This is a genomic window from Stenotrophomonas sp. CCNWLW57, from assembly GCF_037203925.1.
Lineage (GTDB): Bacteria > Pseudomonadota > Gammaproteobacteria > Xanthomonadales > Xanthomonadaceae > Stenotrophomonas > Stenotrophomonas rhizophila_A.
The window spans coordinates 329958-344341 of the sequence record NZ_JBBCBJ010000006.1; the positions used below are offsets into that span (position 1 = coordinate 329958).

Annotated in this window: 10 protein-coding genes and 1 pseudogene; 8 read left to right on the forward strand and 3 right to left on the reverse strand. The window is 68.4% G+C overall.

Features of this window, described 5'->3' with window-relative positions:
* Window positions 1-63: 63 nt before the first annotated feature.
* Window positions 64-519 (reverse strand): MarR family transcriptional regulator, encoded by a 456-nt coding sequence (locus V9K91_RS16180; protein ID WP_068847958.1) that lies wholly within the window; start codon window positions 517-519, stop codon window positions 64-66.
* Window positions 520-648: 129 nt separating this feature from the next.
* Between V9K91_RS16180 and folE the strand changes: the two genes are divergently transcribed.
* The 4 genes from folE to V9K91_RS16200 all read left to right on the forward strand — a co-directional run bounded on the left by folE (window position 649) and on the right by V9K91_RS16200 (window position 6894).
* Window positions 649-1251, forward strand: a complete 603-nt coding sequence (gene folE / locus V9K91_RS16185; RefSeq protein WP_210132850.1) for a GTP cyclohydrolase I FolE — start codon at window positions 649-651, stop codon at window positions 1249-1251.
* Window positions 1252-1345: 94 nt separating this feature from the next.
* Entirely contained in the window at window positions 1346-2815 is a 1470-nt protein-coding gene (locus V9K91_RS16190) for a DUF3375 domain-containing protein (RefSeq protein ID WP_068847954.1), read from the forward strand.
* Window positions 2802-3503, forward strand: a complete 702-nt coding sequence (locus tag V9K91_RS16195) for a DUF4194 domain-containing protein (RefSeq protein ID WP_068847952.1) — start codon at window positions 2802-2804, stop codon at window positions 3501-3503. The genes V9K91_RS16190 and V9K91_RS16195 overlap by 14 nt, the downstream gene beginning before the upstream one ends.
* A gap of 19 nt (window positions 3504-3522) precedes the next feature.
* Window positions 3523-6894, forward strand: a complete 3372-nt coding sequence (locus tag V9K91_RS16200) for an SbcC/MukB-like Walker B domain-containing protein (RefSeq protein WP_336443587.1) — start codon at window positions 3523-3525, stop codon at window positions 6892-6894.
* 5 nt (window positions 6895-6899) lie between these two features.
* Here the strand turns inward: V9K91_RS16200 and V9K91_RS16205 are convergent, their stop codons facing one another.
* Entirely contained in the window at window positions 6900-7676 is a 777-nt protein-coding gene (locus V9K91_RS16205; RefSeq protein ID WP_068847948.1) for a TSUP family transporter, read from the reverse strand.
* Window positions 7677-7735: 59 nt separating this feature from the next.
* Between V9K91_RS16205 and V9K91_RS16210 the strand changes: the two are divergent.
* From V9K91_RS16210 to V9K91_RS16225, 4 genes and pseudogenes are all read left to right on the forward strand, one after another.
* Window positions 7736-8124: pseudogene (locus V9K91_RS16210) on the forward strand (YchJ family metal-binding protein).
* A gap of 84 nt (window positions 8125-8208) precedes the next feature.
* Window positions 8209-9501, forward strand: coding sequence for an ergothioneine biosynthesis protein EgtB (egtB, locus tag V9K91_RS16215; RefSeq protein WP_336443586.1), 1293 nt, complete (start codon window positions 8209-8211; stop codon window positions 9499-9501).
* Window positions 9498-10472, forward strand: coding sequence for an L-histidine N(alpha)-methyltransferase (gene egtD, locus V9K91_RS16220; RefSeq protein ID WP_249833371.1), 975 nt, complete (start codon window positions 9498-9500; stop codon window positions 10470-10472). The genes egtB and egtD overlap by 4 nt, the downstream gene beginning before the upstream one ends.
* 55 nt (window positions 10473-10527) lie before the next feature.
* The gene (locus V9K91_RS16225; RefSeq protein ID WP_336443585.1) at window positions 10528-12705 is read left to right on the forward strand and encodes a lytic murein transglycosylase; all 2178 of its coding nucleotides are present in this window, start codon (window positions 10528-10530) and stop codon (window positions 12703-12705) included.
* 13 nt (window positions 12706-12718) lie between these two features.
* On the opposite strand, the gene V9K91_RS16230 is transcribed toward V9K91_RS16225, so the two are convergent.
* Window positions 12719-13912, reverse strand: a complete 1194-nt coding sequence (locus V9K91_RS16230; protein ID WP_249833369.1) for a benzoate/H(+) symporter BenE family transporter — start codon at window positions 13910-13912, stop codon at window positions 12719-12721.
* Between the last annotated feature and the right edge of the window lie 472 nt (window positions 13913-14384).

Below are 14384 nucleotides of genomic sequence, written 5' to 3' on the forward strand. Positions count from 1 at the left end.
AAGCGGAAAGGGGAACACCACGGCGTCGCAGGACAACACCGGGAGGTGGGGCAGGGCAGCGGCTTACGTCACGCGGTCGGACGCCTCGGCCAGCAGCTTCCAGAGCTTCAGCACGGTGCGCAGTTCCTCGGTGGTCAGCTCGCCGAACACGTCCTGGCGCAGGCCGATCAGCTGGCTCTCCAGCGCACTTACCAGCGCCTCGCCCTTGTCGGTCAGCCACAGCAGGTTGGCCCGGCGGTCGCTGGCATCGCTTTCGCGGCGCACCAGCTCGCTGGCCGACAGCTTGTCCAGCAGGCGCACCAGCGAGGGGCCTTCCATGCCCAGCTGTTGAGCCAGGGTGACCTGGCGGATACCACCGCCGGCGCGGCCGATCATCAGCAGCGGCATGGTGCAGGCGGCGGAAATGCCATAGCTGCCCAACGCCTGGTCGGCCAGGCGCTGCCATTGCCGCCCTGAGTGGAGCAGGCCGGAGCTGAGCTGCATCTGCAGCTGGGTGCGTTCGTCGAGGGAGCGTTTCATGGCAGATAGATAGGATACTACTAATTTCATTCCTATCAATACCCCCAGCCCAACCGCAGCCCAACGGCCGGGGGACGCCCGGGGGCTCTGTCGGGTACGATGCTCGCCCCCCTTCGGGTGCTGTATGTAATGAGCAAACAAGACAACGACGTGACCCCGGTGACCCAGGACGAGGCCGAATCGGCCGTGCGCACCCTGCTGCGCTGGGCGGGTGAAGATCCCTCCCGTGAAGGACTGCTGGACACCCCGCGGCGCGTCGCCGAAGCCTATGGCGACTGGTTCAGCGGCTACCGCGACGACCCGCGTGCCTACATGGAACGGACCTTCGAAGAGGTTGCCGGCTACGACGAACTGATCGTGCTGCGCGACATCGAGTACGAAAGCCACTGCGAACACCACATGGCGCCGATCATCGGCCGCGTGCACGTCGGTTACCTGCCGGCCGGCAAGGTGGTGGGCATCAGCAAGCTGGCCCGCGTGGTGGAGGCCTATGCCCGCCGCTTCCAGGTCCAGGAAAAGATGACCGCGCAGATCGCCCAGTGCATCCAGGACGTGCTGCAGCCGATCGGCGTGGGCGTGGTGGTGGAAGGTGCGCACGAGTGCATGACCACCCGCGGCATCCACAAGCGCGGCGTGAGCATGGTCACCTCCAAGATGCTGGGCAGCTTCCGCGAAGACGCCCGCACCCGGGCCGAGTTCCTGCGCTTCATCGAAGTGGGCGGCAAGCGCTGAGTACGCCGCGCGCCCGGCATGAGCGTGCCGGGCCGATGCCCCTCCCGCTGCGCGGCGCCTGGCCGCGCGGCGTCTATCCGGATGTCCTGGCTGCATGAAGCACCGCGAACGCATCACCCGTTACCGCACCCTGCGCGAACAGCCCCAGTGGAAGCTGCTGGCCGCTGCCAACGCCCCGGAGATCATCGGCCTGCTGCAGAGCCTGCTGATGGACGGCGAGCGCACCCTGCCGGCGGCAGCGCTGCACGAGCGCCTGCAGCGCGCGCTGGACCAGCTCAATGGCGAAGAACTGTCGCGCGAGCTGCCGCGCACCGCCCAGGCCTACATCGCCCACTGGCTGGCCCAGGGCTGGCTGGAGCGGCGCCTGCCCGAGGGCGCCGACCAGGAGCAGTACGAACTGTCCACCCAGGCGCTGCAGGCGATCCGTTTCGCCGACAGCCTGGAGCAGACGCGCGTGGCGGCCACCGAAAGCCGGTTGGCGCTGGTCATCGAGCAGCTCTCGCAGCTGGCCGCGCAGACCGAATCCGATCCGGACGCGCGCCTGTCGGCGCTGCGCGACGAGCGCGACCGCATCGACGCGGAGATCGCGCGGGTCGGCGTTGGCCGCGTGGCGACCCTGGATGGCAAGCGCGCGCTGGAGCGGGCGCGCCAGATCATCGGCCTGGCCGACGATCTCACTGAAGACTTCCGCCGTGTCCGCGACGACTTCGAACGGCTCAACCGCGAGTTCCGCGAACGCATCATCGACGACGAGAGCGAACGCGGCGACGTGCTGTCGCGGCTGTTCGAGGGCGTGGATGTGATCGGCGACAGCGACGCCGGGCGCAGCTTCCAGGCGTTCTGGCGGCTGCTCAACGATGCTGAACAGAGCGCCCAGCTGGATGCGGCGCTGGAGACCGTGCTCGCGCGCGGCTTCGCCCGCAAGCTGGACCGCGACGAGCGCGCCTTCCTGCGCGGCTTCACCGGCACCATGCTCGACCGCGGCGGCCAGGTCCACGATGTCCTGCAGCACTTCGCACGCAGCCTGCGCGGCTTCGTGCAGAGCCGTGGGTATCTTGAGCAGCGCCGGCTCAACCAGCTGCTCAAGCAGGCGCAGTCCGAAGCACTGGCGCTGCGCGATGAATTCACCGCCCAGCGGCCGATCGGCCGCGACCTGCAGCTGACCACCAGCCGCCTGCGCTCGTGGTCGCAGTGGAAACTGCATGACCCGCGCAGCGCCCACGTCGATGGCAGCGTGCAGCGCAACGATGCCGCCAGCATTTCGCTGGAAAGCGTCGGCGACCTGGTGGCTTCGTCGGAAATCGACTTCCGCACCCTGCGCCGCGACCTGCACGACCTGCTGGCCATCCAACCGAAGCTGAGCATTGCCCAGGCCCTGTCGCAGCGCGACGCGCCGCAGGGGTTGGGCAGCGTGATCGGCTACCTGTCGCTGGGCACGCGCCACGGCACGGTGGTGGAAGGCGAACAGGAAACCGCGCATTGGCGTGGCGGCGATGGACAGTGGCGGCGGGCCCGTATCCCGTTGGTTTGGTTCACCCAGGAGAAACGCCATGAGCTGGCATGAAGATTCCAACGACGCCACCCTGATCGACGGTGACGCACCCGACCTCGACGCAGAGCCGGTGGTGGTCACACCGCTGCCGCGGCGGAACAACGACGTCTACTACCTGGGCGACACCGGCCGGCTGCCGCTGGATGGGCGCCGCGCGCTGTGCCAGCTGCTGATCGGCCCCAGCATCGACCAGCTGCGCCACCCCAAGCTGTGGCCGGCGCTGATCCGCAGTGAAGCGGCCATCCGCTCCTCGCTGGCCGACCTGTTCCTGGAACTGGTGCTGGACCGCGACAGTGGCGTGGCCTTCACCCGCCAGGCCGACACCGAAGATGTCGAAGCGCCGGTACTGCTGCGCAGCTCGCCGTTGACCTTCATCGACTCGGTGCTGCTGCTGTACCTGCGCCAGCAGCTGGCCGAGGCCGACGCGCGTGGCAATCGCGCGGTCGTGGCCGACACCGAGATGGCCGAAGCGCTGGCGATCTACGAGAAGAACCTCTCCACCGACCGCGCCGGGTTCAACCGTCGCGTCGCCGCGGCGGTGCAGAAGATGAAAGAGAACCACATCCTGACCCGCCTGGCGGGCCAGGAAGACCGGCACGAAGTATCGCCCGCACTGAAGCTGCTGTTCTCCGCCGAAGACGTGTCCGCACTTTCGTCGGTGTACCGCCAGTTGCGCGAAACCCCTGCCGCCAAAGCCTGAACGGAACGACCGATAACGCATGGCCATCTCCAAGAACACTCCTGCCCTGTTCACCGAAGGGCTGCCGGACCCGCGCCAGCAGCAGTTCCGCATGCGCCGGCTGCAGGTGCACAACTGGGGCACCTTCAACGGCCTGACCGAAGTTCCGATCGCCGAGCGCGGCTTCCTGTTCGTCGGCCGTTCCGGTTCGGGCAAGTCGACCCTGCTCGATGCCATGTCGGCAATGCTGGTGCCGCCGTCGATCGTGGACTTCAACGCCGCCGCCCGCGAAGCCGAACGCAGCGGCCGCGACCGCAACCTGGTCTCCTACGTGCGTGGCGCGTGGGCGGACCAGCAGGACCGGGGCACCGGCGAAATTGCCACCCAATACCTGCGCAAGGGCGCCACCTGGACCGCGCTGGTGCTGGAGTACCGCGCCGGCGATGGTCGCGTGGTGAGCCTGGTGCGGCTGTTCTGGATCGCCGGCAACGGCGCGGCTGCCGCCGACGTCCGCAAGCATTACCTGATCGCCGAGCGCCCGTTCGATATCGCCAAGGACCTCGGCGGCTTCGACCTGGACCTGCGCAAGCTCAAGCAGCGGCTGGGCGATGTACACCACTTCGACAGCTTCACCGGCTACGCCGAGCGCTTCCGGCACCTGCTGGGCATCGACAATGAAATGGCGCTGCGCCTGCTGCACAAGACGCAGTCGGCCAAGAACCTGGGCGACCTGAACGTCTTCCTGCGCGACTTCATGCTGGATACGCCGCGCACCTTCGATGCCGCCGAACGGCTGGTCAGCGACTTCTCCGAACTGGATGGCGCGCACAAGTCGGTGGTCACCGCCCGCCTGCAGGTGGAAACCCTGCTGCCGGCGCGCGCGCTGCATGCCGAACTGAAGGCGATGAACCTGCAGCGTGCCGACGAGGAGACGCTGAAGCTGGGCCTCGACAGTTTCCGCGAGTCGCGCCTGCAGCTGCTGCTGGAGAAGCGGCTGCAGGAAATCGATGTGCGCAACCGCGGGCTGCAGGGTGAAGAAACCCAGCGCCGGCAGGCCCTGGCCAACCATGAGGAGCACCTGGCCGAGCTGGAGCTGCAGCGTCGCCAGCAGGGCGGCGAGCGCATCGAGGAACTCGAACGCGAACAGGGCCGGACCCAGGCCGAACTGGACCGCCGCCAGTCCAAGCGCGAGCAGGCCCGCCAGGCCGCCGCCAGGCTGCAGAACGAACTTCCCGATGACGCCCATGCCTTCGCTGCGCTGGTTGCGCGCGCGCAGGGCGAACTCGACAATCGCCAGCAGGCCGCCGCAGCCCTGGATGACGCCATCTCCGAGCGCCAGGCTGGCAAGCAGGACGATACCCGCCGTTTCGCCGATGTCCGCGCGGAACTGGAGGCCATGGAGCGCAATCCCTCCAGCATTCCCGCGCCGCTGCAGAAGCTGCGCAGCCGGATGTCCGAAGAAACCGGGGTGCCCGAGGCCGCACTGCCGTTCGTTGGCGAGCTGATCCAGGTCCACGAGGACCAGAGTGCCTGGCAGGGGGCGATCGAGCGCGTGCTGTTCGGCTTTGCACAGTCGCTGCTGGTCGAGGACAAGCACTACAACGAGATCAACGCCTGGGTGAATCGCACCCAGCTGGGCATGCGCCTGACCTACTACCGGGTCCGCCGCAACGACGAGGCGATCGCACGCTCGCCGTCCGCGCGCTCGCTGCTGCACAAGCTGGAGCTGCGCGACAGCGTGTTCGAGCCATGGCTGCGCCGCGAGCTGGGCAAGCGCTTCGACTATGAGTGCGTCGATGCCAGGCAGCTGCGCGATGTCGAACGCGGCATTTCGCGCGAAGGCCAGGTCAAGCATCCCGGCGACCGGTTCGAGAAGGATGACCGCAGCGCGATCGGCGATCGCCGTCGCTGGCTGCTGGGCTTCAACAACCAGGAAAAGCTGGCGCTGTTCCGCCGCGAAGCGCAGGAACTGGCGCAACGCATTGCGGCCTGCGACGAGGATGTCGTGCGCCTGCGCGGCCAGCGTGACCTCGACAACGAGCGTCGGATGGCCTGCCACCAGCTGGTGAACGTGGCGTGGGAGGAGGTCGACGTCGCCACCGCGCTGCAACGCCTGCAGGACATCGGAACGGCACTGCGTGAGCTGCGCGAAGGCAATTCCGACCTGGCCCGCCTGGCCCAGCAGATCGACCAGGCCCGGGCGGACATCGTGCAGGCACGGCGCACCTACGAAGACACCCGGGTAGAGCTCATCCAGCTCTCGCGCGAGCGCGACAAGCTCGATGCCCAGCGCCAGCGCAGCCGCGCCCTGGTGCTGCCGGCGCTGGGCGCCACCCAGGAAGCCGGGCTCAAGAAGCGTCTGGATCTCCTTGGCGGGCTCAGCCTGGAAACGCTGGAAGCGCACATGCGCGAGATCAGCAAGGGCATCAACGAAAGCCTGGCCTCGTCCCAGCAGGACGTGCACCGGGTCGAGACCCAGCTGGTGGGCTGCTTCCGGCGCTTCGCGCAGGCGTGGCCGGAGGAGTCCGGTGATTTCACCGCGTCGGTGGCTTCCGCGGAGGATTACCTGGCGCGCCTGGCGCGGCTGGAACGCGATGGCCTGCCGCAGCACGAGGAGCGCTTCTTCGACCTGCTGCAGAACCAGAGCAAGAACAACCTGCTGGCCCTGCAGCGGCACAGCGCCGAAGCGCGCAAGTCGATCGGCCAGCGGCTGGACGAGGTCAATGCATCGCTGGAGCAGGTGCCGTTCAACCGCGGCACCCTGCTGACCATCGAGCTCAGCGACCGGCGCCTGCCGGAAGTGCTCGAGTTCCACCAGCACCTGCGCGAAGTGCTGTCGCATCACCAGACCGAAGAGCGCGACGTCGCCGAGACCCAGTTCGCCGTGCTGCGCGAGCTGGTCAAGCGGCTGGGCTCGCAGGAAGGCGAAGACAAGCGCTGGCGCGAGAACGTGCTCGACGTACGCCTGCATGTGGAGTTCATCGGCGTGGAACTGGACGCTGCCACCCGCCAGCAGGTCGAGATCTACCGCAGCGGCGCCGGCAAGTCCGGTGGCCAGCGCCAGAAGCTGGCCACCACCTGCCTGGCGGCGGCGCTGCGCTACCAGCTCGGCGGCGCCGACAGCCAGCTGCCCAGCTACGCCGCCGTGGTGCTGGACGAAGCGTTCGACAAGGCCGACAACGAGTTCACCGCCCTGGCGATGAACATCTTCGAGAACTTCGGCTTCCAGATGGTGGTGGCCACCCCGCTGAAATCGGTGATGACGCTGGAGCCTTTCATCGGCGGCGCCTGTTTCGTCGAGATCAGCGGCCGCCACGACTCCGGCGTGCTGTTGATCGAGTACGACGAAGAAGGCAAGCGGCTCAAGCTTCCTGAGCGCACCCGCAGCGCGGACGGGCAGGTCGAGGACTGACCTGCCTAGCCGGCGAACGTGTCCCAGCCCATCCGGGCGATCAGCACCACCACCAGGCCCACGAACAGCTTGCGGATGAACGGCGTGCCGCCGCGCAGCGCAAGCCGGGTCCCGACCACCGAACCGACGATGTTGGCGGTGGCCATCGGGATGGCGAACAGCCACAGGATGTTGCCGGTCGGCACGAAGAACGAGATCGCGGCCACGTTGGTGGCCAGGTTGACCACCTTCGAGGCGGCCGAGGCGCGCAGGAAATCCAGCCCGAAGAAGCGCACGAACAGGAAGATCAGGAAGCTGCCGGTGCCCGGCCCGAAGAAGCCGTCGTAGAAGCCGATCACCGCGCCGATCGCCAGCGCCGTGGCAAGTTCCTTGCGGCCGATCTCGCGCGGTCGGTGCAGCGCGCCGAAGTCCTTCTTCCACAGCGTGTAGCCCAGCATCGCCACCAGCAGCACCAGCACAAGCGGGCGCACCGCGTCCTTGGGCAGCAGGCTCACCGCCGTGGCCCCGGCGAACGAGAACACGAAGGCCGTGGCGGCCGCGAACAGTACCGGTCGCCAGGGGAAGCGCACATTGCGCGCGTAGCGGAACGCCGCTGCGGCGGTGCCGAACATCGAACTGAACTTGTTGGTACCAAACAGCATCGCCGGGGTGTGCTGCGGCAGCACCGTGAACAGCCCGGGCAACTGCACCAACCCACCACCACCGACGGCGGCATCGACCAGGCCGGCGATGAAGGCGATCGCCACCAACCACAACAGTTCAGGGGGAACCAGCTCGAACACGGCAGCGCATCACGGCGGAAAGCGCGCCAGCATACGCCTCCCCGCGGCACAATACGCCCATGACCCCTGCCGATTCCTGTCCCTGCGGCCGCCCCGTCGCCTACGCCGCCTGCTGCGGCCGCTTCCACGCCGGTGACGCCGCGCCCGATGCCGAGGCGTTGATGCGCTCGCGCTACAGCGCCTATGTGAAGCAGCTGCCGGCATACCTGCTGGCCAGCTGGCACCCCGATACCCGCCCGGAGACCCTGTCGCTGGACGAGCCGGCCGGGCAGCGCACGCACTGGCTGGGCCTGACCGTGCACGAGCACACCCTGCAGGATGCCGACCACGCCCAGGTGCGCTTCACCGCGCGCTACCGGATCGGCGGCGGCAGCGCGGTGAAGATGCAGGAGCACAGCCGCTTCGTGCGCCTCGATGGCGCTGGTTCTATCTCGACGCGCTGCCCTGATCGCGTATTCAACTTGAACGGCGTAACACCGCTTACGCCGCGCCATGACATCGCGCTCACCCATGCTCGCCGATCCTTCGTGCGATGAACGCCGTCGTTGCCCCGCCTCCTACCGCCGTCACCGCTGCCAGCGCACTGGCAGCCCAGTTCGCCCGGGTACGCGCCCGCAGCGTGGCCCTGGCCGCACCGCTCAGCGCCGAAGATGCGATGGTGCAGAGCATGCCCGATGCCAGCCCGAGCAAATGGCACCTGGCCCATACCACGTGGTTCTTCGAGCGCTTCGTGCTGGCGACCCAGCCGGACTACGTCGCGTTCGACGCCGATTGGCATTACCTGTTCAACAGCTACTACCAGAGCATCGGCCCAGCCCATGCGCGGCCGCAGCGCGGCCTGCTGTCGCGCCCATCGCTGGACGAAGTGCTGCGCTTCCGCAGCCTGATAGACCAGCGCGTGCTGGCGGCGCTGCAGGCGGATGCACTGGACGAGCAGGCCACCCGGCAGCTGGTGCTGGGCCTGCACCACGAGCAGCAACACCAGGAGCTGCTGCTCACCGACATCAAGCACGCGCTGTGGAGCAACCCGCTGCAGCCGGCCTACCGCGACGACCTGCCGCGCAGCACCGGCACCGCCTCGCCGCTGGCGTGGATCCACAGCCCGGAACAGATCGTGGAGATCGGCGCGCCCGCGTGGCCGGCGCATGCCACCTTCGCCTATGACAACGAATCGCCGGTGCACCGTGTGCTGGTGCCCGCCCATGCGCTGGCCAACCGCCCGGTCAGCAACAGCGAGTTCCGCCGCTTCGTCGAAGCCGGCGGCTACCGCGAGCCCGCCCATTGGATGAGCGAGGGCTGGAGCCTGTGCCAGCAGGAACACTGGCAGCACCCGCTGTACTGGGATGACGCACTGGCGCGCGAGTTCACCCTGGCGGGCTGGCGCGCGCTCGACCCCGATGCACCGGTCTGCCACCTCAGCTACTTCGAAGCCGACGCCTACGCCCGTTGGGCCGGTGCGCGCCTGCCCACGGAGTTCGAATGGGAAGCCGCCGCCGCCGGGCAGGCGCAGCAGGGCAACTTCGCCGACAGCGGGCGCCTGCATCCGGCCGCGCCAGACCAGGGCAGCGCGCCCGATTGCCACCTGCAGCTGTTCGGCGATGTCTGGGAGTGGACCAGCAGTGCCTACGGGGCCTATCCCGGTTTCCGTACCTTCGAAGGCAACCTCGGCGAATACAACGGCAAGTTCATGTGCGGGCAGTGGGTACTGCGCGGCGGCAGCTGCGCCACCCCGGCCGACCACATCCGTCCCAGCTACCGCAATTTCTTCGCACCGTCGGCGCGCTGGCAGTTCGCCGGCCTGCGCCTGGCCAAGGATGCCGCATGAGCACTGTCAGTGATGCCCTGGATGCGTTGACCGACCTGCAGCCGGACCGCGCGCGGATCACCGCCGACATCCTGCACGGCCTGTCGCAGCGCCCGCGCCAGTTGCCTTCCAAGTATTTCTACGATGCACGCGGATCGCAGTTGTTCGAACAGATCACCCGCCAGCCGGAGTACTACCCCACGCGCACCGAGCTGCAGCTGCTGCAGCAGGTCAGCGCGGAGATCGCCCGCGCGGTGGGGCCGCACCTGCACGTGGTGGAACTGGGCAGTGGCAGCGGGCGCAAGACCGAGCTGCTGCTGCATGCCCTGGCCGATCCGGTGGCCTACACCCCCATCGAGATCTCGCGCGCGGCGCTGCTCGACAGCGTGGCACGCCTGGCCGAAGCGCTGCCGGAGATCGAGATGCTGCCGGTCTGCGCTGACTTCACCCGCCCCGTAACGCTGCCCGAACCGCAGCGCGAACCGGCACGCCGGCTGCTGTTCTTCCCGGGTTCCACGCTTGGCAACTTCGCCCACGACGATGCCGTGGCGCTGCTCGATGCCATGCGCCAGACCATGGGCCCCACCGGGCTGGCGCTGATCGGCATCGACCTGCACCAGGACCCGGCACTGATCGAAGCGGCCTACAACGATGCGGCCGGGGTCACGGCGGCGTTCACCCTCAACCTGTTGCGCCGGCTCAACCGCGAGATCGGCAGTGACTTCGACCTGGACGGCTTCGAGCACCGCGCGCGTTACAGCGTGCCGCGCCTGCGCATTGAAACCGAGCTGGTCAGCCGTTGCGCACAGCGGGTGCACGTGGCCGGCCGCGCGTTCGATTTCGCCGACGGCGAAGCGATGACGGTGGAATACAGCCACAAGTACACCGACGCCGCCTTCGGCGCGCTGATCGCCGAGGCCGGCCTGCGCGTGCGCATGCAGTGGAATGCCGATGCCCCCGCCTTCGGCCTGCGGTTGCTGGAACGGGCCTGAACCGCATGGGTTGCCGCTATGATGCGGTAACACTTGGCTGCAGGGATTCACGCCAATGAGGTTTACCGCCGTCGGCCTGCTGGGCGCGCTGTGCCTGGCCGGCACCCAGGTCGCTGCCGCGCCGCAGGACGATTTCGACCGCTGCCTGGCCACGGTGCAGCCGCAGGCGCTCAAGCAGGGCGTCAGCGCGGCCGGGTTCACCCGGCTCACCGCCGGCCTCACCCCGGACCTGAGCGTGTTGCCGCTGCTGGATGCGCAGCCGGAGTTCACCACGCCCTTGTGGGATTACCTGGCCGCCCTGGTCGATACCCAGCGCGTCGACGATGGCCGCGCCCGCCTGGACCAGCACCGCGACCTGCTCGCCCGCGCATCGGCGCAGTACGGCGTGGATCCGGCCACCATCGTCGCGGTCTGGGGCGTGGAGAGCGATTACGGCCGCGTATTCGGCAAGCGCCCGCTGCTGCAGTCACTGGCCACGCTGTCCTGCAACGGCCGCCGCCAGCCGTTCTTCCGCGGCGAGCTGCTGGCCCTGCTCAAGCTGCTGGACGCCGGTGATCTGAGTGCCGATGGCCTGACCGGCTCCTGGGCCGGTGCCTTCGGCCACACCCAGTTCATGCCTTCCACCTATGCGCGCATTGCGGTGGACGGCGATGGTGATGGCCGCCGCGACCTGGTGGCGAGCATTCCCGACGCGCTGGCTTCCACCGCCAACTATCTCAAGCAGGCCGGCTGGCGCACCGGCCAGCCGTGGGGCATCGAAGTAAAGATCCCTGCGGGCTTCAATCCCAGCCTGGCCGGGCGCACCCAGCGCAAGCCGCTCGCGGCCTGGCGGGCATTGGGCATTGCCCCCATCGGTGGGGGCGCGCTCGCGCCTGCGGGACTGCCCGAGGATGCCAATGCCGCCCTGCTGCTGCCCACCGGCGCCAAGGGCCCGGCCTGGCTGGTGTTCCGCAACTACGATGCGATCTACGCCTACAACGCCGCGGAGAGCTACGCCCTGGCCATCGCCACCCTGGCCGACCGCCTGCGCGGCGGGCCCGGCATCGTGGCGGCCTGGCCCACCGACGATCCCGGCATTGGCCGTACTGAACGCCGCGAGCTGCAGACCCTGCTGCTGGCACGCGGCCACGATATCGGTGCCGCCGATGGCATGGTCGGCACTGCCACGCGGCGTGCCATCCAGACCGAACAGCAGGCGCTGGGCTGGCCCAATCCGGACGGCCGCGCCGGCCAACGCATCCTCACCGCGCTGCGCAGCGCACCCCCTCTACCCAAGCCCACTACCGCCATGCCCGACACCACCGCGTTCTCCCTGCCGCCCAACCACGCCCGCCTCGTGCAGTCGCCGGCTGCCCCCGGCGCCGCGCTGCCGAAGCTGGAGGGCCTGAGCATCGTCGACATTCAGGGCTTCCCGGCCTGGAAGGTGGAAACCCCGCTGGCCACTGCCGCGATCTCCGTGTTTGGCGGGCAGCTGCTGTCCTTCATTCCCAAGGGCGGCCAGGACGTGCTGTGGCTGTCGCCCACCGCGCAGGCGCTGCCCACCCCCATCCGCGGCGGCAGCCCGGTGTGCTGGCCGTACTTCGGCAAACAGGGGCAGGGCAGTGACGTGCCCTCGCATGGCTTCGTGCGCAACGTGCCATGGACCCTGCAGAGCGCGCAGCGCGAAACCGATGGCACCGTGGTGCTGACCCTCGCCCCGCCGGCGCTGGACACCCTCGACCTGCGCCTGAGCATGCAGCTGCGGATCGGCCGCACCCTCGAACAGCGCCTGGTCACCGAGAACACCGGCCGCCAGCCGGTCACCTTCACCCAGGCCCTGCACAACTACTTCAAGGTCAGCGACGCCATGCAGGTCAGCGTGTCCGGGCTGGATGGCCTGACCTACCTGGACAAGTTCGAGAACTACGCCACCCCGCGCACCCAACAGGGCGACTGGTCGCTCAACGACCCGCGTGACCCCGGCCGCAGCGACCGCATCTATACCCAGGCCGGTGGACGCTACGTGCTGAAGGACCCGGGGCTGAAGCGCAGCATCGAGATCAGTACCCAGGGCAGTCGCTCGCTGGTGGCCTGGAACCCCGGCCAGGCAGGTGCGGCGAAGATGGCCGACGTCGGCGCCGGCTGGAAGCACTATGTGTGCCTGGAGGCGGCCAACGCCGGCCCGGACGTGGTCACCCTGGCCCCGGGCGCGCGCCACAGCCTGGTGCAGACCCTCCGCGTCCTGCCCCAGTAAGCGCGGCCTGCGCTCAGGGCAGGGCGGGACCGCGCTGCCGCAAGGCGACCAGGCAGATGCCGCCGGCCACCAGGCCCCAGAAGGCAGAGCCGATCCCGCCCAGCGACAGGCCCGAGGCGGTCACCAGGAAGGTGACCAGTGCGGCCTCGCGGTCGCTTTCCTCGCGCAGGGCCATGGCCAGGCTGTTGGCGATAGTGCCGAACAAGGCGATGCCGGCGACGCAGGCCACCAGTTCCTTGGGGAAGGCGGCGAATACCGCGGCCACCGTCGCGCCGAACAGGCCCACCACGATGTAGAAGGCACCGGCGGCCACGGCGGCGGTGTAACGTCGGGCCGGATCCTCGTGCGCTTCGCGTCCCATGCAGATGGCCGCCGTGATCGCCGCGAGGTTGAGGCCGTAGGCGCCGAACGGGGCCAACACCGTGTTGGCCACGCCGATCCAGCCGATGACGGGGGAGATCGGGGTGTCGTAGCCGGACGCACGGATCACGGCGACCCCGGGAATGTTCTGCGAGGCCATGGTGACCACGAACAGGGGCAGGGCGATGCCGAACACCGCCGGCCACGACAGGGTGGGCCAGGTGAACACCGGGGTGGCCAGTTCCAACCGCAGCTGTCCGGCATGCAGCAGGCCCTGTGCGGCGGCAACGCCCACGCCCACCAGCAGGGTGGCAATCACCGCGTAGCGGGGGAAAAGCCGGCGCCCGACCAGCCAGGTCGCGAACATCGCCAGCGCCATGCCCAGCTGCGTGCCCATGGAGACGAACACCTCCAGCCCGAAGCGAAGCAGTACGCCGGCCAGCATGCCGGCGGCCAACGCCATCGGCACGCGGCGCATGACCTTGGCGAACACACCGGAGAAGCCGGCCAGCATCCCCAGCACCGCCGCCAGTACGAATGCCCCGATGGCATCGCTGTAGGCCACCGCGCCGGTGCCTACCACCAGCATCGCGGCACCGGGGGTCGACCATGCAGTGACCACGGGAACGCGGTAGCGCAGCGAAAGCCCGATGCAGGTCACGCCCATGCCCAGGCCCAACGCCCACATCCACGATGCGATCTGCGCCTGCGTTGCACCGACCGCCTGTGCGGCCTGGAACACGATCACCGCGGAACTGGCAAAGCCCACCAGCACCGTAATGAAGCCTGCGACCACGGCGGGCAATGAGAGATCGCGCAACAACGAACGCTTGGCAACCGCAGACATGACGCATGCTTCCCTGACGACAAGAAGCTGCATTGTTGGCAGCCCTGCGCAGCACGCGCAACGCGCGTGCTGCGCATCGCCGTTGGCGCTGTGCCCACACACGGCAGGTACCGGGCGTTGGTCGGTACGAATTGAAAAAAGCGCTTGACGAATTTCGAGAAGTCTTTAGTATTCGCTCCCTCGCTGCGACGCGGTCTTCACCCCGGTGAACACCAAGCCAAAGCGGCGACAACATCCTTCGAAACAAGGTGTTGACGGAAACGAAAAGCCTGACATAATAGGCGGCTCGCTTCGACGAAAAGACCTCCGGGTCGCACGACGAAGCAGCATCGGCAACAACGTCCACTTCGGTGAGACGGCCCTCGAAAAAGGGTGTTGACGAAGCGGAAAAGCCGGCTATAATGGGCGGCTCGCAACGACGGAAACGTCGGGGCAAGCGGAGGAAGGCGCTGAGGCCGACTCCCAAGTTCTT

Coding starts and splice junctions, on each gene's coding strand:
- V9K91_RS16180 (WP_068847958.1), bottom strand. CDS start 519: ATGAAACGCTCCCTCGACGAACGCACCCAGCTGCAGATGCAGCTCAGC.
- folE (WP_210132850.1), top strand. CDS start 649: ATGAGCAAACAAGACAACGACGTGACCCCGGTGACCCAGGACGAGGCC.
- V9K91_RS16190 (WP_068847954.1), top strand. CDS start 1,346: ATGAAGCACCGCGAACGCATCACCCGTTACCGCACCCTGCGCGAACAG.
- V9K91_RS16195 (WP_068847952.1), top strand. CDS start 2,802: ATGAGCTGGCATGAAGATTCCAACGACGCCACCCTGATCGACGGTGAC.
- V9K91_RS16200 (WP_336443587.1), top strand. CDS start 3,523: ATGGCCATCTCCAAGAACACTCCTGCCCTGTTCACCGAAGGGCTGCCG.
- egtB (WP_336443586.1), top strand. CDS start 8,209: ATGAACGCCGTCGTTGCCCCGCCTCCTACCGCCGTCACCGCTGCCAGC.
- egtD (WP_249833371.1), top strand. CDS start 9,498: ATGAGCACTGTCAGTGATGCCCTGGATGCGTTGACCGACCTGCAGCCG.
- V9K91_RS16225 (WP_336443585.1), top strand. CDS start 10,528: ATGAGGTTTACCGCCGTCGGCCTGCTGGGCGCGCTGTGCCTGGCCGGC.
- V9K91_RS16230 (WP_249833369.1), bottom strand. CDS start 13,912: ATGTCTGCGGTTGCCAAGCGTTCGTTGTTGCGCGATCTCTCATTGCCC.